The sequence below is a fragment of the Chryseobacterium oleae genome, from assembly GCF_900115055.1.
In the GTDB taxonomy this organism is placed as follows: Bacteria; Bacteroidota; Bacteroidia; order Flavobacteriales; family Weeksellaceae; genus Chryseobacterium; species Chryseobacterium oleae.
The window spans coordinates 931,928-947,505 of the sequence record NZ_FOVD01000001.1 but is presented as its reverse complement, the minus strand read 5'-3'; the positions used below and the strand labels follow the sequence as shown (position 1 = coordinate 947,505).

Sequence of the window (15,578 nt, the reverse complement as noted above, 5' to 3'; positions counted from 1 at the left end):
TCCTATCGGGAAAATGAAGAATTGCCGGATCGAAAATATTGTCATATTTTAGTCAGCAATCAAGTAAATAATTAATGATTTTTGTAACGGGTGCAACCGGAATCCTGGGAAGGGTGATCGTTTTGGAACTTCTTAAAAAAGGGAAAAGCGTGCGTGCTTCCAAAAGACCGGGCAGCAATTTAAACGATGTAAGGCATTCTTACGGTTTCTATACAGAGAATCCTGATGATTTTTTCAGTAAGATCGAATGGGTAGACGTAGATTTTGATGATCTCGACGCTCTGCAGAATGCATTAAAAGGGGTAGATGAGGTCTATCACTGTGCCGCCAAAGTAAGTTTCCATCCTCATGATGAAAAAGAAATGTACCATACCAATGTGAAGGGTACAGAAAATCTGCTGTTTGCCTGTGAAGGTTCGGAAGTGAAAAAATTTCTGCACGTAAGTACCATTGCAGTTCTGGATATTTTTAATGAAAATGGAGAATTGGACGAAAGTTCTGAATTTAATCCTAAAGAAGAACATTCTGCCTACGCTATTTCAAAGCACCTTGCTGAGATGGAGGTGTGGAGAGCCTCTGCAGAAGGATTGAATACCATCATCGTCAATCCGGGAATGATCATCGGAAGCGGAAACTGGGGCCAGAGCAGTGGAGATATTTTCCCTACTTTTGAAAAGAACGGCTTTACATTTTCCGGAGGAACCAGTTATATCGACGTAAGAGATGCAGCTCGGATTTCCATTGATCTGATGGAAAAGAATGCTTTCGGAGAACGTTTTATTCTGATATCTGAAAATAAAAGATATGCAGATCTTGGAAAACAGATCCGTTCACAGCTAGGATTGAAGGAGGCGAAAATCCTTTCTAAATTCCAGTTAAACCTCGGAAGACTCGCCAATATTCTTTTCGGCTGGCTGATTCCGAAGCTGAGAATTATTACGAAATCCAATATTGAATCCATATCATCCCTTAACACTATTTCCAATCAGAAGATTAAAAAAGAGATCGATTATCAGTTGATTCCTGTGAAGGAAAGTATTGATTTTCATCTTAAAAATTATATTAACGACAAAAAGCTGAATTCATGAATCTTGCAGCAGCAATTATCCTAAAAAATGTAGAAAAACATCCGGTGAAATCCGCGATTGGCTTTAAAAAGAAAGATGAGGCGTGGAAAGAACTGAGCTGGAAAAAATTCGGTGAAATTGTTTTTAAAACTGCTAATGCATTAAAAAATGCAGGAATTCAGGAAAATGATAAAGTAGCGATCTACGCAGACAATTCTTCGGAATGGATGATCTTTGATCTGGCCTCCATGGCGATGGGTGCCATCACGGTACCTGTTTATTCAACCAATAATGCAGAACAGGCGGAATATATCATCAATGACTCTTCAGCTAAAGCTATATTGGTAGGCAACCAGGAGCAGTATGATGCGTGTCTGGAAATTCTAAAAAAAGAAGGAAGTCCATTGGAAACGATTATTGTTTCTAAAAAATCAATCTGGATCAAAAAAGAATTCAACAGTTTTTATCTTGAAGATTTTATAGCCAAATCGTCTTCTAAACTGGAGATATGTCCTAAAGAAAATGACGATACAGCCACACTGATCTATACCTCCGGAACCACCGGAACACCGAAAGGAGTGATGCTTACCCACGGAAATTTCATCAAAGCTTTCGATTCTCATTTCGAGTTTTTTAAATTCAAAAACTTTGAGGAAGAACTTTCTCTGGCATTTTTGCCATTGACCCACGTTTTCGAAAGAAGCTGGAGCCTGCTTTGTCTTTATGGCGGGGCAAGAGTATATTTCCTGGAAGATCCGAAGAATATTGCAAAAACGCTGGAAGAGGTGAAACCCACAATGATGTGTGCGGTACCGAGATTTTTCCAGAAAGTATATGCCGGAGTTTTAGAAAAAGCAGAAGAAGGTTCATCACTAAAGAAAAAAATCTTCGATTGGGCACTGGCAACAGGATGGCAGACTGCAGAACTGAGAAGAAATGAACAATCGATTCCTTTTGGATTAAAATGCAAAGAATCTATTGCAGATATGCTTGTTTTCAGCAAAATTAAAGAGAAAATGGGCGGAAGATTGTGGTTCTTACCTTGTGGTGGAGCATCATTATCGCCTGAAGTGACAAAGTTCTTCGATTCTGTAGGCATTCACGTAACAGTAGGATATGGACTGACGGAAACAACGGCCACACTTACCCTTTTCCCTTTGACTCATTTTGAACACGGAACCAGCGGAAAGCCTTTACCGGGCGTAGAAATCCGTATCGGTGAAAGTGACGAGATCCAGGCCAGAGGAAACGGAATTATGAAAGGCTATTACAACAAGCCGGAAGAAACCCAGAAAGTTTTCACGGAAGACGGATGGTTCAAAACAGGAGATGCCGGAAAATTTGACGATAAAGGAAACCTGATCATCACAGACCGGATCAAGGATTTGATGAAAACCTCCAATGGAAAATACGTGGCTCCACAACAAATCGAAAATCTTCTGACTAATAATAATTTCATCCAGCAGATCATGTTGGTAGCAGAAGGGAGACAGTTTGTTTCCGCACTTATTGTTCCGAATTTTGAGTTCTTACAGGATTATATTAAAAAGAACAATATTCCTTTTACCAATTGGGAAACCGCTGTAAAAGATGACAGCATTATTGCTTTGTATAAAGAGAAAATTAAAGAACTGCAGGTTCATTTGGCAGATTATGAGAAAGTGAAGAAATTCACACTGATGCCTGCTGAATTTGATATCAATACCGGCGAAATTACTCCTACATTGAAAGTCAAAAGAAATGTAGTGCTTAAAAAATATGCGGATATTATAGAGAAAATGTATTAGAAATAGAACTTGATTGATCACAAAAGATTTTGAGAAACTTAGTGATCTTGAATAAACAGTTTTATTTTAAATCTAAAAATAACTAAAGTGTTAAAATTCTTTTGCCCCTTTTGTGGTTAAATAAAAGAGTTTTATTATTTTAAATCAGACTATGACAACACAAGAATTTCTAGGAAAACAAAATTTTACCATTCATACCCAGACAGTTTCAGAAAGCTGTCCATCCAATATCGCCCTGATCAAATACTGGGGCAAATATGAAAACCAGATCCCGGCCAATCCAAGCATCAGTTATACGCTGAATCATTGTAAAACCAATACTTCTATTGAGTTTTTGGCAGATGAACCCTTCTCGGTGCAGACTTTTTTGGCAGGAAATGAAGAGGTGAAATTTGCCGAAAAAATCGGAAAATACTTCAAAAATATCGAACAGTATCTTCCATGGATTCTGAAAGGAAAATACATCATCAGAACAGAAAATACATTTCCGCACAGTTCCGGAATTGCAAGTTCTGCTTCTGGATTCGGAGCTATTGCAAAATGCCTGATGAAGCTGGATGGAATTTTTTTCAATGAATTTTCTGAAGAGGAATCATTAAGAAAAGCTTCGTTTCTGGCAAGATTGGGAAGCGGAAGCGCCTGCAGAAGCTTATACAACGGTTTGGTAGTTTGGGGATCGTCAGATGAGGTGGAAGGAAGTTCAGACTTATTTGCTGTACAATATCCGGATACTGAAATTCATGACATCTTTAAAAATTTCAATGACTGGGTCTTACTGATCCATGAAGGGCAAAAAAGTGTCTCTTCTACGGTAGGACATGGCTTAATGAACACCAATCCTTATGCAGAAAGAAGATTCCAGGAAGCAAGAGAGAATTTTGTTCCGATGAAAGAAATTCTGAAGAGTGGAGATATGCAACGTTTTATCAAATTGGTAGAACACGAAGCGCTTACCCTGCATGCCATGATGATGATGAGTGATCCTGCTTTTATCCTGATGAAAACAGGAACTATGGAAGTGATCAATAAGGTCTGGGATTTCCGTAAAGAAACAGGTCTTCCGTTATTCTTCACACTGGATGCCGGAGCCAATGTACACCTGCTGTTCCCGAATAACGGATCCGAAGATCAGATCAAAGCATTCATCGAAACTGAACTACTTCAGCATACGCAAAAGAACGGGGTAGTAAAGGATGTGATGAATTTTTAAAAAAGAAAAACAACAGTTCTTCTGTAGATAAAATATAAATATCTGCGTAATTCGTGAAAAGTATGAGAAAAGCTCACGCAGATTTTACGGATTACGCAGATTTTTTTTGTATAAACTTTTGCTAAGGTTAGGCTGAATTTTTAACGACTTTTTTGTACAGTCGCTTAATCAAATCAATGCCAATTGATTCCTCTTTGCAACCTTAAAGTTCTACATTCTAAAAATGAACCTTTGCGTTAAAAAAAGCATTGTATTTCAGATAAAGGTTTCATCAGTTTAGATTAAAAGTTTTTTTCAATTTTTTTACTCACGCAGATTTAACAAATAAAGCAGGTAGATCAATAAGAATTAAAAATCTGTGTAATCAGCATAATCTGCGCGAAATTTTAAATCATCTGATTTTTCATTTGCTTCATCAGAATCAATGAAATTGATTCCCTCTTTGTCCCCTTAAAATTCTACATTCTAAAAATCAACCTTTGCGTTAAAAAAAATAACGCATTGTATTTTAGTGTTTTAAAGAAAAGGAGTATTCAGGAAATCATTAAAAGGCTTCATCAGTTTAAAAATCTTCGTCATATTTTTGACAGCACTTTTATCCAGAACTTCTTCGTCTTTCAAATTATAAACCACAATAAAGTTTTTAAGCTTTAAATATTCACCCATCGGGTCTTCCTTTTCAAACCCCTGAGGAATTTTTTTAAGTTGATCATCCTGATCAAGCTCTGGGAAATGTTTCTTAAAGTCCTTCTGATTGATGATTTTCAGAAAATCCTCTCCGTATAACGAAATTTCCTTTCTTACTTCTTTCAATACAGAAGATTCAGGCATATAAATACCACCGGCAAGAAAAGATTTTCCAGGTTCCATATGAAGATAGTAACCTCCTTTCTGGCTGCCTTTTCCCATTCCTAAAGAGGCACCGAAATTGGTTTTATACGGTATTTTGTCCTTTGAAAACCGGGTGTCCCTGTAGATTCTGAACAGGGCTTTTTTGCCGTCAAGCTTGCCTAATTCTTCATCAAATCCAGCCATTTCTTTAATCAGTTCATCGAGAAAAGCGATGACATTTCCCTGAGATTCCGTGTATAGGTTTTTATTTTCTGTAAACCACTCACGGTTGTTATTGTTGGTCAGTTCTTTTAAGAATGTAAATGTTTCGGGCTTTATTGTGCTCATATTTATTGGGAATTTAATGGTAAGCTAGATATGATTTAAATGAACCAAGTTAAAAAATATACTTAGGCTGACCAAAATTAAATAGAGCCTCTGTTTTTTTTATTTTTTATGAAATGTAAATTAAAATCATCAAAGAAGTCTTATCAAATGAACCATGGAATTTTATGATTGGATTTAAAAAATGGAGATAAATAAAGCTGCAACCCAATGAAAAGGGGAGGGATATCACAGTTTGAAAAAATAATTATAATTTTTAAATAAGCTCTGAATTTGCAGTAATTTAAACATTCTTAATGGGTTAGTAAATCCTGAAATGAAGCCATGGATACTGGGATTATTTCAATAACAAGAAACTGTAGTTATAAAAATAAAAATTTACATTGAATGGTCTTATTTTTGAAAATTCATAAATAATACAGAAAAAATCAATCCAATTTAATAAAAAAAAATAATGTTTAACATGTTTTTAACGCAAAGCCTGTTTTTTTGGATTTAATTTTTTAAAAATTAAAAATATATTAAAGGATTCTGAATTAAACTTTACATATTTAGAACTTTATTCAAAAACAAATCAAATATTTGTTGTATCTTTGCAAAAATTTTAAAATATTTAATGAATTTATTTACGGAGTCCAATTTAAGTCCTGACATCCTTAAGGCAGTTGGCGAACTGGGTTACGAAAGCCCGACAGAAATCCAAAAACAGACTATCCCTTTCATTCTTTCAGATATTCGCGATTTGATCGCACTTGCGCAGACAGGGACAGGCAAAACAGCAGCGTTTTCGCTTCCGATTTTGGATATGATTGACGAAACGAGTCGCAAAATCCAATTTTTGGTGCTTTGTCCGACACGGGAATTATGTCTTCAGATTTCTAAAGACATAAAAAACTATTCCAAGTACATGAAAGACATCAAAACCACAGCGGTTTACGGTGGAAGCAGTATTATGGATCAGATTCGATCTTTAAAGGACAAGCCACAGATTATCGTGGGTACTCCGGGAAGAGTAATCGACCTTATCAACAGAAAAGCACTTGATTTTTCTGCGATTCATTGGTTAGTGTTAGACGAAGCTGATGAAATGCTTTCTATGGGTTTCAAAGACGAGTTGGAAACAATTCTTAGAGAAACACCGGATACAAAGCAAACTTTCTTGTTCTCGGCAACGATGAATAAAGAAGTGGAGAGAATTTCTAAAAATTATCTTACCAATCCTCACCGTATTTCTGTGGGTTCTATTAACGAAGTTAAGAAGAATATCAAGCACGAATATTACGTAGTAGGATACCGTCAGAAAAAAGAAGCTCTTAAGCGATTGATTGATGCGAACCCGAACCAGTATTCTATTCTTTTCTGTAGAACAAGAATGGAAACTCAGGAGGTTGCTGATTTCTTAATGCAGAACGGTTATGCGGCAGATGCCCTTCACGGGGATCTTTCTCAGGCGCAGAGAGATACGGTAATGAAGAAATTCAGACTGAAAAACATCGATATCCTTGTAGCGACGGACGTTGCAGCAAGAGGTTTGGATGTAAACTCTTTAACACACGTTATCCATTATTCTTTACCTGATGATCCGGAAGTATTCGTTCACAGAAGTGGAAGAACCGGTAGAGCTGGGAAAGACGGTATTTCAATGGCTCTAATAAAGCCTGAAGAAAGCAGAAAACTGAAGCAAATCAAATCTGCAACGAAAATTGATATCGTTGAGAAATTTATTCCAACGGGTGATGATATTATCAAAGCTCAGGTGGGAGGTGTTTTTGAAAAATTATTTACAGAACACGAAGAAGATATCTTTGAATTCAACGACAGCTTAATCCCTGATTTAAGTGCATTCACCAAAGAAGAACTGGTACACAAATTACTACAGTTCCAATTGAAAGATCTTGCGCTTTACTACAAAGACAAGCATGACCTTGCTGAGCAGAAACTGAGCAGCAGAGATGATGATTATTCAAGAAGAGACAGAGGACGCGATAGAGACCGTGACAGAGGAAGAGATCGTGACCGTGGAGACCGTGACGTAAGAGGAAGCAGAGATGGCGGAAGAGAACGTGGCGGAAAACCTAGAAGAAAGAATGAAAACATGGTAAGATTCTTCTTCAACTTAGGAAAAAAAGATCAATTGAAGAAACTTGATGTTTTGGATATTATTAATAAAGCAACTTCACCAGCTGGAGGAAGCAAAAAAAGAGCAGAAATTGGTGATATTGAAATTTTAGAGAAATTCTCTTTCTTTGAAATTGAAAAATCATTCAAAGGAGAGCTTTTGAGTAATATTGCATCAATGAAATTCAAAGGAAAAGATATGAGAGCTGAAGAGGCTAATTAATACTCATACTATACTATACAAACCGGCTTTTAGCCGGTTTTTTTGTTTGATAATCAGGTGTTAATCGTATGTTAACAAAACTTAATATCATATAGTTTCAGGGCAAATCCTTTTTTAGGAAATTTGCACCAAATTATAAATACATAAAAATGGGAATTGGTAATATTTTCCACGCTTTTCAACCAAAAGATAAAATCTTCTTTGTACTTTTTGAAAAGGTAACGGAGAATTTAGTTGCAATGTCGGAAGACTTTAACAACGGGATCAGAGATTTCGATCTTAACGATGACACGATGTTAAAAAGAATGAGCGACTACGAACACAAAAATGATGAGCTTACGCATGAGATCTTCGTTGAATTAGGAAAAAACTTCATTACGCCGTTCGACCGTGAAGACATTCACACCCTGGCAACCGGCCTTGATGATATCGCTGATTACATCTACGCTTCCACAAAATACATTTTCTTATACAAATCGCCTGAGATGAAGGCGTATTCAGATTTCTCACTACTGATTCACAAAGCTTGTCTTGAGATTCAGAATGCGATGAAAAACCTTAAAGGGTTTAAGAATATGGACCAGGTGAAAGAAGCTTGTATCAAAGTAAACTCTATTGAGAACATTGCAGATGACCTGCTTTCCAACTCAATGGTAGACCTGTTTGAAACTAATGATGCCATCAACATTATCAAAGTTTCATCTGTACTTAATTATCTTGAAATAGTAACTGACAAAGCTGAAGATGTTGCCAACACGATTGAAAACATCATGATTAAATACGCTTAAACAATTATAACTAACAGAAATGGAATTTCCGATTTTACTTACGGTTATTATTGCTCTAGCTTTAATTTTCGATTATATTAATGGTTTTCATGATGCGGCCAACTCCATTGCAACCATTGTTTCTACCAAGGTTTTAAGCCCTTTTCAGGCGGTACTTTGGGCGGCCCTTTGGAATTTTGCAGCTTTCTTTTTAGCAGCCTATGTGATAGGTGAATTCAGGATTGGAAATACGATCGCTAAAACGGTTAATGAGAATTTCATCACACTTGAGGTGATCTTTTCGGGTCTTCTGGCAGCCATTGCCTGGAACCTTTTAACCTGGTGGTTTGGTATCCCTTCTTCATCTTCTCATACGCTGATTGGAGGATTTTTAGGAGCAGCGCTTATGCATGCTTTTATGCTGGATTATCATGATGTGGTAGCTGCACAACCGGATTTAGGTTTATTTGCTACATTAAAACAGGCTTTTCTTCAACTGACCACTCAGAGTGTTGTGAAGTTTGATAAAGTAATTCCTATTTTCCTGTTCATTTTTATGGCACCGATAATAGGGATGGTGATCTCCATCATCATTACATTAATTATTGTTCACCTTTATAAAAAATCAAACCCTTACAAAGCAGATCAGTCTTTCAAGAGATTACAGCTTGTTTCCTCAGCGCTTTTCAGTGTAGGTCACGGTCTGAATGATGCTCAGAAAGTAATGGGGATTATCGGGGCAGCTTTAATCTACTATCACGTAGAGATGCTTCATGACCCTGTTTATCTTAATATCCCTTCTGCAGGTCGTTTTGATTACTTTGCCCAGCATTATCTTTGGGTTCCTTTAGTATCTTTCCTTGCGATTGGTTTAGGAACAATGAGTGGAGGTTGGAAGATCATCAAAACAATGGGTACGAAAATTACAAAAGTAACTCCATTGGAAGGAGTAAGTGCTGAAACTGCTGGAGCGATCACGCTTTTTATTACAGATCAGTTAAGTATTCCTGTATCTACAACACATACCATCACCGGTTCTATCATCGGGGTAGGATTAACGAAGAGAATTTCTGCTGTAAGATGGGGAATTACCGTAAGTCTTCTTTGGGCTTGGGTACTAACGATTCCTATTTCGGCAATTGTTGCTGCGATTACTTATCTTGCTGTAACGTTTTTAACTTAATTTTAAAGTTGAAATATATAATACAAACTTTGTCCTTCGGGGCAAAGTTTTTTGTTTTATAAAGCCTCGAAAAATTGTATTTTTGTTCAAATTATAAGATTTTATGGAATTTTTAGACAGATACCAGCAAATCGTTGCTGAAGCCATCACGAAGTATACTTTTAAAGACAAGCCTGCAGAACTTTATGACCCGATGAACTACATCATTTCCCACGGCGGAAAGCGTCTTCGTCCTATTATGGTACTAATGGCGTGCGACCTGTTCGGCGGAGATCTGAAACAAGCGATAAAACCGGCGCTGGCGATCGAATTTTTCCATAATTTTACCCTGATCCATGATGATATTATGGATGAGGCCCCTTTAAGAAGAAATAAACCTACCATTCATACCTTACACGGAATCAATGTCGGGATTCTTTCCGGAGACGGACTGATGCTGAAAGCTTATAAATTCTTTGAAGATCTTGAACCTGAAATCTTCAAGGCATGTATCAGAATATTTACCCATACCGGACTTCTTCTTTGCGAAGGACAGCAGTATGACATTAATTTTGAAACTCAGGAAGATGTAACCTATGATGACTACATCAGAATGATTACGTACAAAACAGGTGTTCTGAGTGCGTCGTCATTTGAAATAGGGGCACTTATTGCAAGAGCTAATTTTAAAGATGCCAAAGCTATTTTCAATTTCGGAAAACACATTGGTATTGCGTTCCAGATTATGGATGATTATCTGGATGTATTCGGAGACCAGGCTCAGTTTGGAAAGAAACATGCCGGAGATATTTATGAGAACAAAAAAACCATTCTATACCTTTTAGCCAGAGAACATGCTACAGACGAAGAAAGAAAAGAACTGGACCACTGGTACGGTAAAAAAACCGATAATATTGACAAAGTATACGGTGTAGAAAAGATCTTCAGAAGAACGAAAGTTGATGAGAAAGCATTACGTCTGATCCAGAAGCACAACGAGATCGGACAAAGCTATCTTGAGAAAATCAATATCCCGGAAGACAAGAAAAAACCTTTTGCAGAACTGGCAAACTACCTGTTGAGAAGAGAAAGCTAATAAGATCACAGGTGAGAGGTCGCAGGTTGCAGGTTCCATAGCCGGCTGCCACCTGCAACCTATTATCTGCCATCTGCTACCTAATACAATGAAATTCAGAACCGAAGTAGACATTCCCCCATCGGAAAAAAAGATTGATGTTGAAGATAAAATATTTTCAATAGGATCGTGTTTTGCTTCGGAAATGACAGATTTGCTGGGACAGGGACAGCTTCAGACGGTGAATAATCCTTTCGGGACTATCTTTAATCCTTTTTCGATCAGTAATGCGGTTAAAAGGCTTCATGATTCGGAGTTTTATACCGAAGATGAGCTCATCACATTTAATGATGAATTTATCTCTCTGGACCATCACAGCAGCTTCGACAGAAGATATATCCACCAGACTCTGGATAAAATCAATGCAGGAATAGAAGTGGGAAACCGTTTTCTGCAGGATGCTGGTTGGGTAATCATCACGTACGGAACTTCATTTATTTATGAATTTATTCCAAAGAAAAAGCTGGCTGCTAACTGTCACAAGATCCCGCAGAAGTTTTTTGAAAAAAGACTGCTTTCGCATCAGGAACTTACGGATTCCATTTATAATACAGTTTTAAACCTCAAAGATATCTGCCGTGATGATGTACAGATCTTGTTTACGGTCTCTCCGGTACGTCATACCAAAGATGGAATGATAGAAAACCAACTGAGCAAATCCAAACTGATCACAGCCGTGCATGAAGCACTTTTACAGCTGGACAACTGCCATTATCTGCCCGTTTATGAGATCTTAATGGATGATCTGCGCGATTACCGTTTTTACAAGGAAGATTTGATCCACCCTACGTCGCAGGCTGTCAATTACATCTTTGATAAGTTCGGGGAAGCCTATTTTTCGGATGCGACGAAAAGTTTTATCAAAGAAAGTTTTAAGATCAATAAGGCATTGGAACACAGAACTGATGATGATAAAGATCCAAAATATATAGAGTTCAGAGAAAAACTTGATGCAAGAATTGAAGCTCAGCGCGAAAAAGTAAGGCATAAAATATTTTTAAATGATTGATTTTACTAATATTGAATACCTGAAATCAGGCAATGAAAGACAGAAAAGAGCCTATGATGTCCTGAAAAAATATCAGGTTTTCGAAAAATTAAAAGACTATTCTCCAGTTCTGGCGGGAACAATTCCCATTGAAATTGATATCGAGAGCAGCGATCTGGACATTATTTGCGAAGTAGATCTTGAATGTGAAGAAGACTTTTTAGATGAAATCGCTGTGAGGCGATTAATGCCGGGAGATACAGATGTAAAAGTTGAAAATATTGTGGTATGCGGAGAAAAAAGTATCGTCCTGAATTTTATGCTGGAAGAATTTCCCATAGAAATTTTCGGACAGAATAAACCGTCCACTGAACAGAATGCTTACCGTCATATGGTGGCAGAATACAGAATATTACAGGAAAAAGGAGAAGATTTTAAACATAAAATAATAGAACTTAAGAAACAGGGAATGAAGACGGAGCCGGCATTCGGTCTGCTGATGGAATTGGAAAACCCTTATGAAGATCTGTTAAAATTTTAAGAAAATGATTGATACACATACCCATTTATACGCAGAAGAATTTGATGAAGACAGAAAAGAAGCCATCCAAAGGGCTGCAGACAAAGGAATCACGAAACTTTATCTTCCCGCCATTGATTCTGAATCCCATGGGAAAATGCTTCAGCTGGAAACAGAATATCCCGGACAGATTATTTCCATGATGGGGCTTCACCCATGTTATGTTAAGCCGGAATCCTGGGAGAAAGAACTTGAAACCGTTAAAAACTACCTGGACGAAAGAGATTTTCCTGCGATAGGAGAGATCGGGATCGATCTTTACTGGGATAAAACAACACTGGATATTCAGGTTAAAGCTTTTGAACAGCAAATCGATTGGGCCATAGAAAAAGACCTTCCTATTGTGATCCATACCAGAGAAAGCTTTGATGAAACATTCGAAGTATTGGAAAGAAAAAAACATCCGAAGCTTCGCGGGATTTTTCACTGTTTTTCAGGGGATCTGGAGCAGGCTAAGCATGCAATAGATCTGAATTTTATATTGGGAATAGGAGGTGTTGTCACTTTTAAAAACGGAAAGATCGATCAGTTTCTGAATGAAATCCCGTTGGATAAAATCGTTCTGGAAACAGATTCACCTTATCTGGCTCCGGTTCCGCACCGAGGAAAAAGAAATGAAAGTTCTTACCTTGATCTGGTAGCCGGAAAATTAGTGAATATCTACGGCAAAGACTTTACAGAAATCGACAGAATTACTACAGAAAATGCAGTAAGAATTTTTGGGAATTAAGCATTTCAGATGAATAAAACTTTAACCTATATGAAAACCGGCAAGGCAAACAGTTTAATGCTATTTGCAGTCTATTTTGTGGTTAATTTTTTGTTCCTGACCAAATACGGAATCCGTCAATCATTGGTTCCAATCAGTATCCTGATCGTTACATTTATTACTGTACATTTTTTCTTATTTTTTCTGAGCAAGAATGAACTGTTGAGCCAAAAGATCAATGTAAAGCTTGTTTATCTTTTGACAGGTGTTTTAGGAGTAGGTTATATCGCTTTATGCCATGTTTTAAAAGATCCTTACCAACTTCGCATAGACCGTTGGCAGACACTGGATTTTTCATTGGATTACTGGATTCACGGGAAATATATTTATGATACCCGTAACTTTATAGGGAATTTATCCTCCTATCTTCCCGGACAGCTTTTGCTGGCTCTTCCCGCTTATCTTTTGGGAAATGTAGGTTATCTTCAGGTAGCTGCTTTTCTGCTGTTTTCGTATGCAGTTATGCTGGAATTTAAAACCAATCTGATCAGGTTTACAGCCATATTAATGCTGGGAATATCTTTGGCTTATATTTACGAAGCGGTCTGCAAGAGTGATTTTATTTCCTCCTTTATTTTCGCTGCTGCGTTTATCCTTTTCTGGCATACTAAATTTAAAGAAAACTATTTTCAGAAACCGGTAGTGTTAGGAATATGTCTGGGTGTTTTATTTCTGACCCGAAGTGTAGTCGTTATTCCTTTGATTATTTTCCTGCTTAAACCTTTTTTAGCAACCCATACAAAGCGTAAAATACAAACCGTTACAGCCTTTCTGCTAACCATAGCTGTCTTACTACTGACCGTTTTTTTTCCGGCTAAAAACCTTGAATATATTATTGAGTACAATCCTCTGACACTTCAGGGGCAGAGCAATAAATGGGTCATGCTGATTTTTCTGGCAGCAGCCTTATTGTTATCGTTTTATGTCAGAAAAATAAATGATGTCTTCTATTTTTCGGCCTACATTGTTTTTTTTACGATGCTCAGTTTTGTACTGGAGAAGTACCTTCTTTTCGGACTGGGTTTTCAGGATCACTTTTTTTCAACTACTTATCTGGCGGCCTGCCTCCCTTTCAGTATCGTTGCTTATTGCTTTTCAGTTCGGAAAGAAATAGAGAAAGTCTAAAGCTTTTTAGACCTGATCGTTCCCGATTAACCATGTTAAGGTTCAAAACCTTTGCAGATAGATGTTTAAACAAGTTTTTAGCCTAAAAATTCTTTATAAAAAAAAGCCCTTTCGTTGGAAAGGGCTTTCATATTATTTTTTTCTGGTGAAATTCTTATTCTTAGGTTTCTTGAACCCTGTAGGAGTGCTTCCGGCCGGCTTATTATTGTTGTTATTCTGAGGTTTCGGAGACCTTGGTCTTCCACCTCCGGCTGCCATAGGCTTGTTGTTGGAATCTCTTTTCTGTGCAACCAGATTTTCAGTATGGAAAGGGTGATCCTTTACCACCGGAATTTTCTTCCCGATCAGCTTCTCTGTATTTCTTAAGTTTAAAAGGTCAAGACTGTCTACAAAAGAGATTGAAGATCCTTCAGCACCGGCTCTTCCCGTTCTTCCGATTCTGTGAACATAGGTTTCAGAAACGTCGGAAAGTTCGAAATTGATCACATATTTCAGCTCATCGATGTCAATACCTCTTGCTGCGATGTCTGTAGCCACCAGAATCCTTGTTTTTCCGGACTTAAAATTATTCAGGGCATTCTGTCTCGCATTCTGAGACTTATTCCCGTGAATGGCTTCTGCTGAGATGTTGTCTTTCTGAAGTTTTCTGGCAATTTTGTCGGCACCGTGCTTCGTTCTGGAAAATACCAGTACAGAATCAGCGATCTCGTTCTCCAGGATATGAGAAAGAAGGTTCAGCTTGTTATCTTTATCTACAAAATAAACCGCCTGCTTAATCGTTTCTGCAGTGGAAGAAACCGGAGTTACTTCTACTTTCACAGGATTATTCAGGATAGAATCTGCTAATTTCTGGATTTCAGAAGGCATAGTCGCAGAAAAGAATAACGTCTGTCTTCTCTGTGGAAGAAGTTTGATCACTCTCTTTACGTCATGTACGAAACCCATGTCAAGCATTCTGTCCGCTTCATCAAGCACAAAGATCTCAATATTTTTTAAGCTGATGATTCCCTGAGCAATAAAATCCAGAAGTCTTCCAGGGGTTGCTACCAGAATATCAATCCCTTTTCTAAGGGCGGCTTCCTGATTTCCCTGCTTTACACCTCCGAAAATAACGAGCTGTTTAAGCGGAAGATATTTTCCGTATGCATTAATGTTTTCCTCGATCTGGATGGCAAGTTCTCTTGTCGGCGTTAAGATCAGGGCTTTTATATGGTTGTTTTTGGTCTTATTTTTTGATAAATTCTGTAGAATAGGAATAGCAAACGCCGCTGTTTTTCCCGTTCCTGTCTGTGCACATCCTAAAAAGTCGCTACCTTTTAAGATTTCAGGGATAGATCTCTCCTGAATGGGCGTAGGGTTTGTATATCCCTGTTCCTCAATTGCTTTTGCAATAGGTTCTATTAAGTTTAGGTCTGTAAAATTCAAATGAACTGTTTTTTTTAATTTAAAATAAAATTCCCTCAATGTGAAG

General features: G+C 37.5%; 13 protein-coding genes. 11 read left to right on the top strand and 2 right to left on the bottom strand.

All coding sequences use genetic code 11. The annotated features are described in order from the left end of the window. Positions 1-74 precede the first annotated feature (74 nt). From BM143_RS04195 to BM143_RS04185, 3 genes are all read left to right on the top strand, one after another. On the top strand, positions 75-1,088 hold the full coding sequence (locus BM143_RS04195; protein ID WP_090023251.1) for an NAD-dependent epimerase/dehydratase family protein: 1,014 nt from the start codon (positions 75-77) through the stop codon (positions 1,086-1,088). Next, positions 1,085-2,854 carry an AMP-dependent synthetase/ligase gene (locus BM143_RS04190; RefSeq protein WP_090023249.1) on the top strand — a complete coding sequence of 590 codons (1,770 nt, stop codon included), beginning with the start codon at positions 1,085-1,087 and terminating at the stop codon, positions 2,852-2,854. Before BM143_RS04195 ends, BM143_RS04190 begins: the two co-directional genes overlap by 4 nt. Positions 2,855-3,005: 151 nt before the next feature. Further along, positions 3,006-4,064 (top strand): diphosphomevalonate decarboxylase, encoded by a 1,059-nt coding sequence (locus BM143_RS04185; RefSeq protein WP_090023247.1) that lies wholly within the window; start codon positions 3,006-3,008, stop codon positions 4,062-4,064. Between the two features lie 516 nt (positions 4,065-4,580). Here BM143_RS04185 and BM143_RS04180 read toward each other — a convergent pair. After that, positions 4,581-5,243 carry a DUF2461 domain-containing protein gene (locus BM143_RS04180; protein ID WP_090023245.1) on the bottom strand — a complete coding sequence of 221 codons (663 nt, stop codon included), beginning with the start codon at positions 5,241-5,243 and terminating at the stop codon, positions 4,581-4,583. Positions 5,244-5,856: 613 nt separating this feature from the next. On the opposite strand from BM143_RS04180, the gene BM143_RS04175 reads away from it, so the two are divergent. The 8 genes from BM143_RS04175 to BM143_RS04140 all read left to right on the top strand — a co-directional run bounded on the left by BM143_RS04175 (position 5,857) and on the right by BM143_RS04140 (position 14,107). Next, positions 5,857-7,581 (top strand): DEAD/DEAH box helicase, encoded by a 1,725-nt coding sequence (locus BM143_RS04175; protein ID WP_034728901.1) that lies wholly within the window; start codon positions 5,857-5,859, stop codon positions 7,579-7,581. A 149-nt stretch (positions 7,582-7,730) separates the two neighbouring features. Beyond that, positions 7,731-8,369: a DUF47 domain-containing protein gene (locus tag BM143_RS04170; protein ID WP_034728903.1), complete on the top strand. Its 639-nt coding sequence runs from the start codon at positions 7,731-7,733 to the stop codon at positions 8,367-8,369. Between the two features lie 19 nt (positions 8,370-8,388). After that, positions 8,389-9,531 carry an inorganic phosphate transporter gene (locus BM143_RS04165; protein ID WP_034728906.1) on the top strand — a complete coding sequence of 381 codons (1,143 nt, stop codon included), beginning with the start codon at positions 8,389-8,391 and terminating at the stop codon, positions 9,529-9,531. Positions 9,532-9,634: 103 nt separating this feature from the next. Next, a complete protein-coding gene (locus BM143_RS04160; RefSeq protein ID WP_034728908.1) occupies positions 9,635-10,606 on the top strand; it encodes a polyprenyl synthetase family protein in 972 nt (323 codons plus the stop codon). A gap of 88 nt (positions 10,607-10,694) precedes the next feature. After that, positions 10,695-11,654 carry a GSCFA domain-containing protein gene (locus BM143_RS04155; protein WP_090023243.1) on the top strand — a complete coding sequence of 320 codons (960 nt, stop codon included), beginning with the start codon at positions 10,695-10,697 and terminating at the stop codon, positions 11,652-11,654. Further along, positions 11,647-12,174, top strand: coding sequence for a DUF4269 domain-containing protein (locus BM143_RS04150; RefSeq protein ID WP_090023241.1), 528 nt, complete (start codon positions 11,647-11,649; stop codon positions 12,172-12,174). Before BM143_RS04155 ends, BM143_RS04150 begins: the two co-directional genes overlap by 8 nt. A 4-nt stretch (positions 12,175-12,178) precedes the next feature. Further along, entirely contained in the window at positions 12,179-12,943 is a 765-nt protein-coding gene (locus BM143_RS04145) for a TatD family hydrolase (RefSeq protein ID WP_090023239.1), read from the top strand. Between the two features lie 9 nt (positions 12,944-12,952). Further along, positions 12,953-14,107, top strand: a complete 1,155-nt coding sequence (locus BM143_RS04140; RefSeq protein WP_090023237.1) for a hypothetical protein — start codon at positions 12,953-12,955, stop codon at positions 14,105-14,107. A 132-nt stretch (positions 14,108-14,239) separates the two neighbouring features. Here BM143_RS04140 and BM143_RS04135 read toward each other — a convergent pair whose 3' ends face one another. Then, positions 14,240-15,532, bottom strand: a complete 1,293-nt coding sequence (locus BM143_RS04135; protein ID WP_090023879.1) for a DEAD/DEAH box helicase — start codon at positions 15,530-15,532, stop codon at positions 14,240-14,242. Between the last annotated feature and the right edge of the window lie 46 nt (positions 15,533-15,578).

Coding starts and splice junctions, on each gene's coding strand:
- BM143_RS04165 (WP_034728906.1), top strand. CDS start 8,389: ATGGAATTTCCGATTTTACTTACGGTTATTATTGCTCTAGCTTTAATT.
- BM143_RS04170 (WP_034728903.1), top strand. CDS start 7,731: ATGGGAATTGGTAATATTTTCCACGCTTTTCAACCAAAAGATAAAATC.
- BM143_RS04140 (WP_090023237.1), top strand. CDS start 12,953: ATGAATAAAACTTTAACCTATATGAAAACCGGCAAGGCAAACAGTTTA.
- BM143_RS04175 (WP_034728901.1), top strand. CDS start 5,857: ATGAATTTATTTACGGAGTCCAATTTAAGTCCTGACATCCTTAAGGCA.
- BM143_RS04190 (WP_090023249.1), top strand. CDS start 1,085: ATGAATCTTGCAGCAGCAATTATCCTAAAAAATGTAGAAAAACATCCG.
- BM143_RS04160 (WP_034728908.1), top strand. CDS start 9,635: ATGGAATTTTTAGACAGATACCAGCAAATCGTTGCTGAAGCCATCACG.
- BM143_RS04180 (WP_090023245.1), bottom strand. CDS start 5,243: ATGAGCACAATAAAGCCCGAAACATTTACATTCTTAAAAGAACTGACC.
- BM143_RS04195 (WP_090023251.1), top strand. CDS start 75: ATGATTTTTGTAACGGGTGCAACCGGAATCCTGGGAAGGGTGATCGTT.
- BM143_RS04185 (WP_090023247.1), top strand. CDS start 3,006: ATGACAACACAAGAATTTCTAGGAAAACAAAATTTTACCATTCATACC.
- BM143_RS04145 (WP_090023239.1), top strand. CDS start 12,179: ATGATTGATACACATACCCATTTATACGCAGAAGAATTTGATGAAGAC.
- BM143_RS04150 (WP_090023241.1), top strand. CDS start 11,647: ATGATTGATTTTACTAATATTGAATACCTGAAATCAGGCAATGAAAGA.
- BM143_RS04155 (WP_090023243.1), top strand. CDS start 10,695: ATGAAATTCAGAACCGAAGTAGACATTCCCCCATCGGAAAAAAAGATT.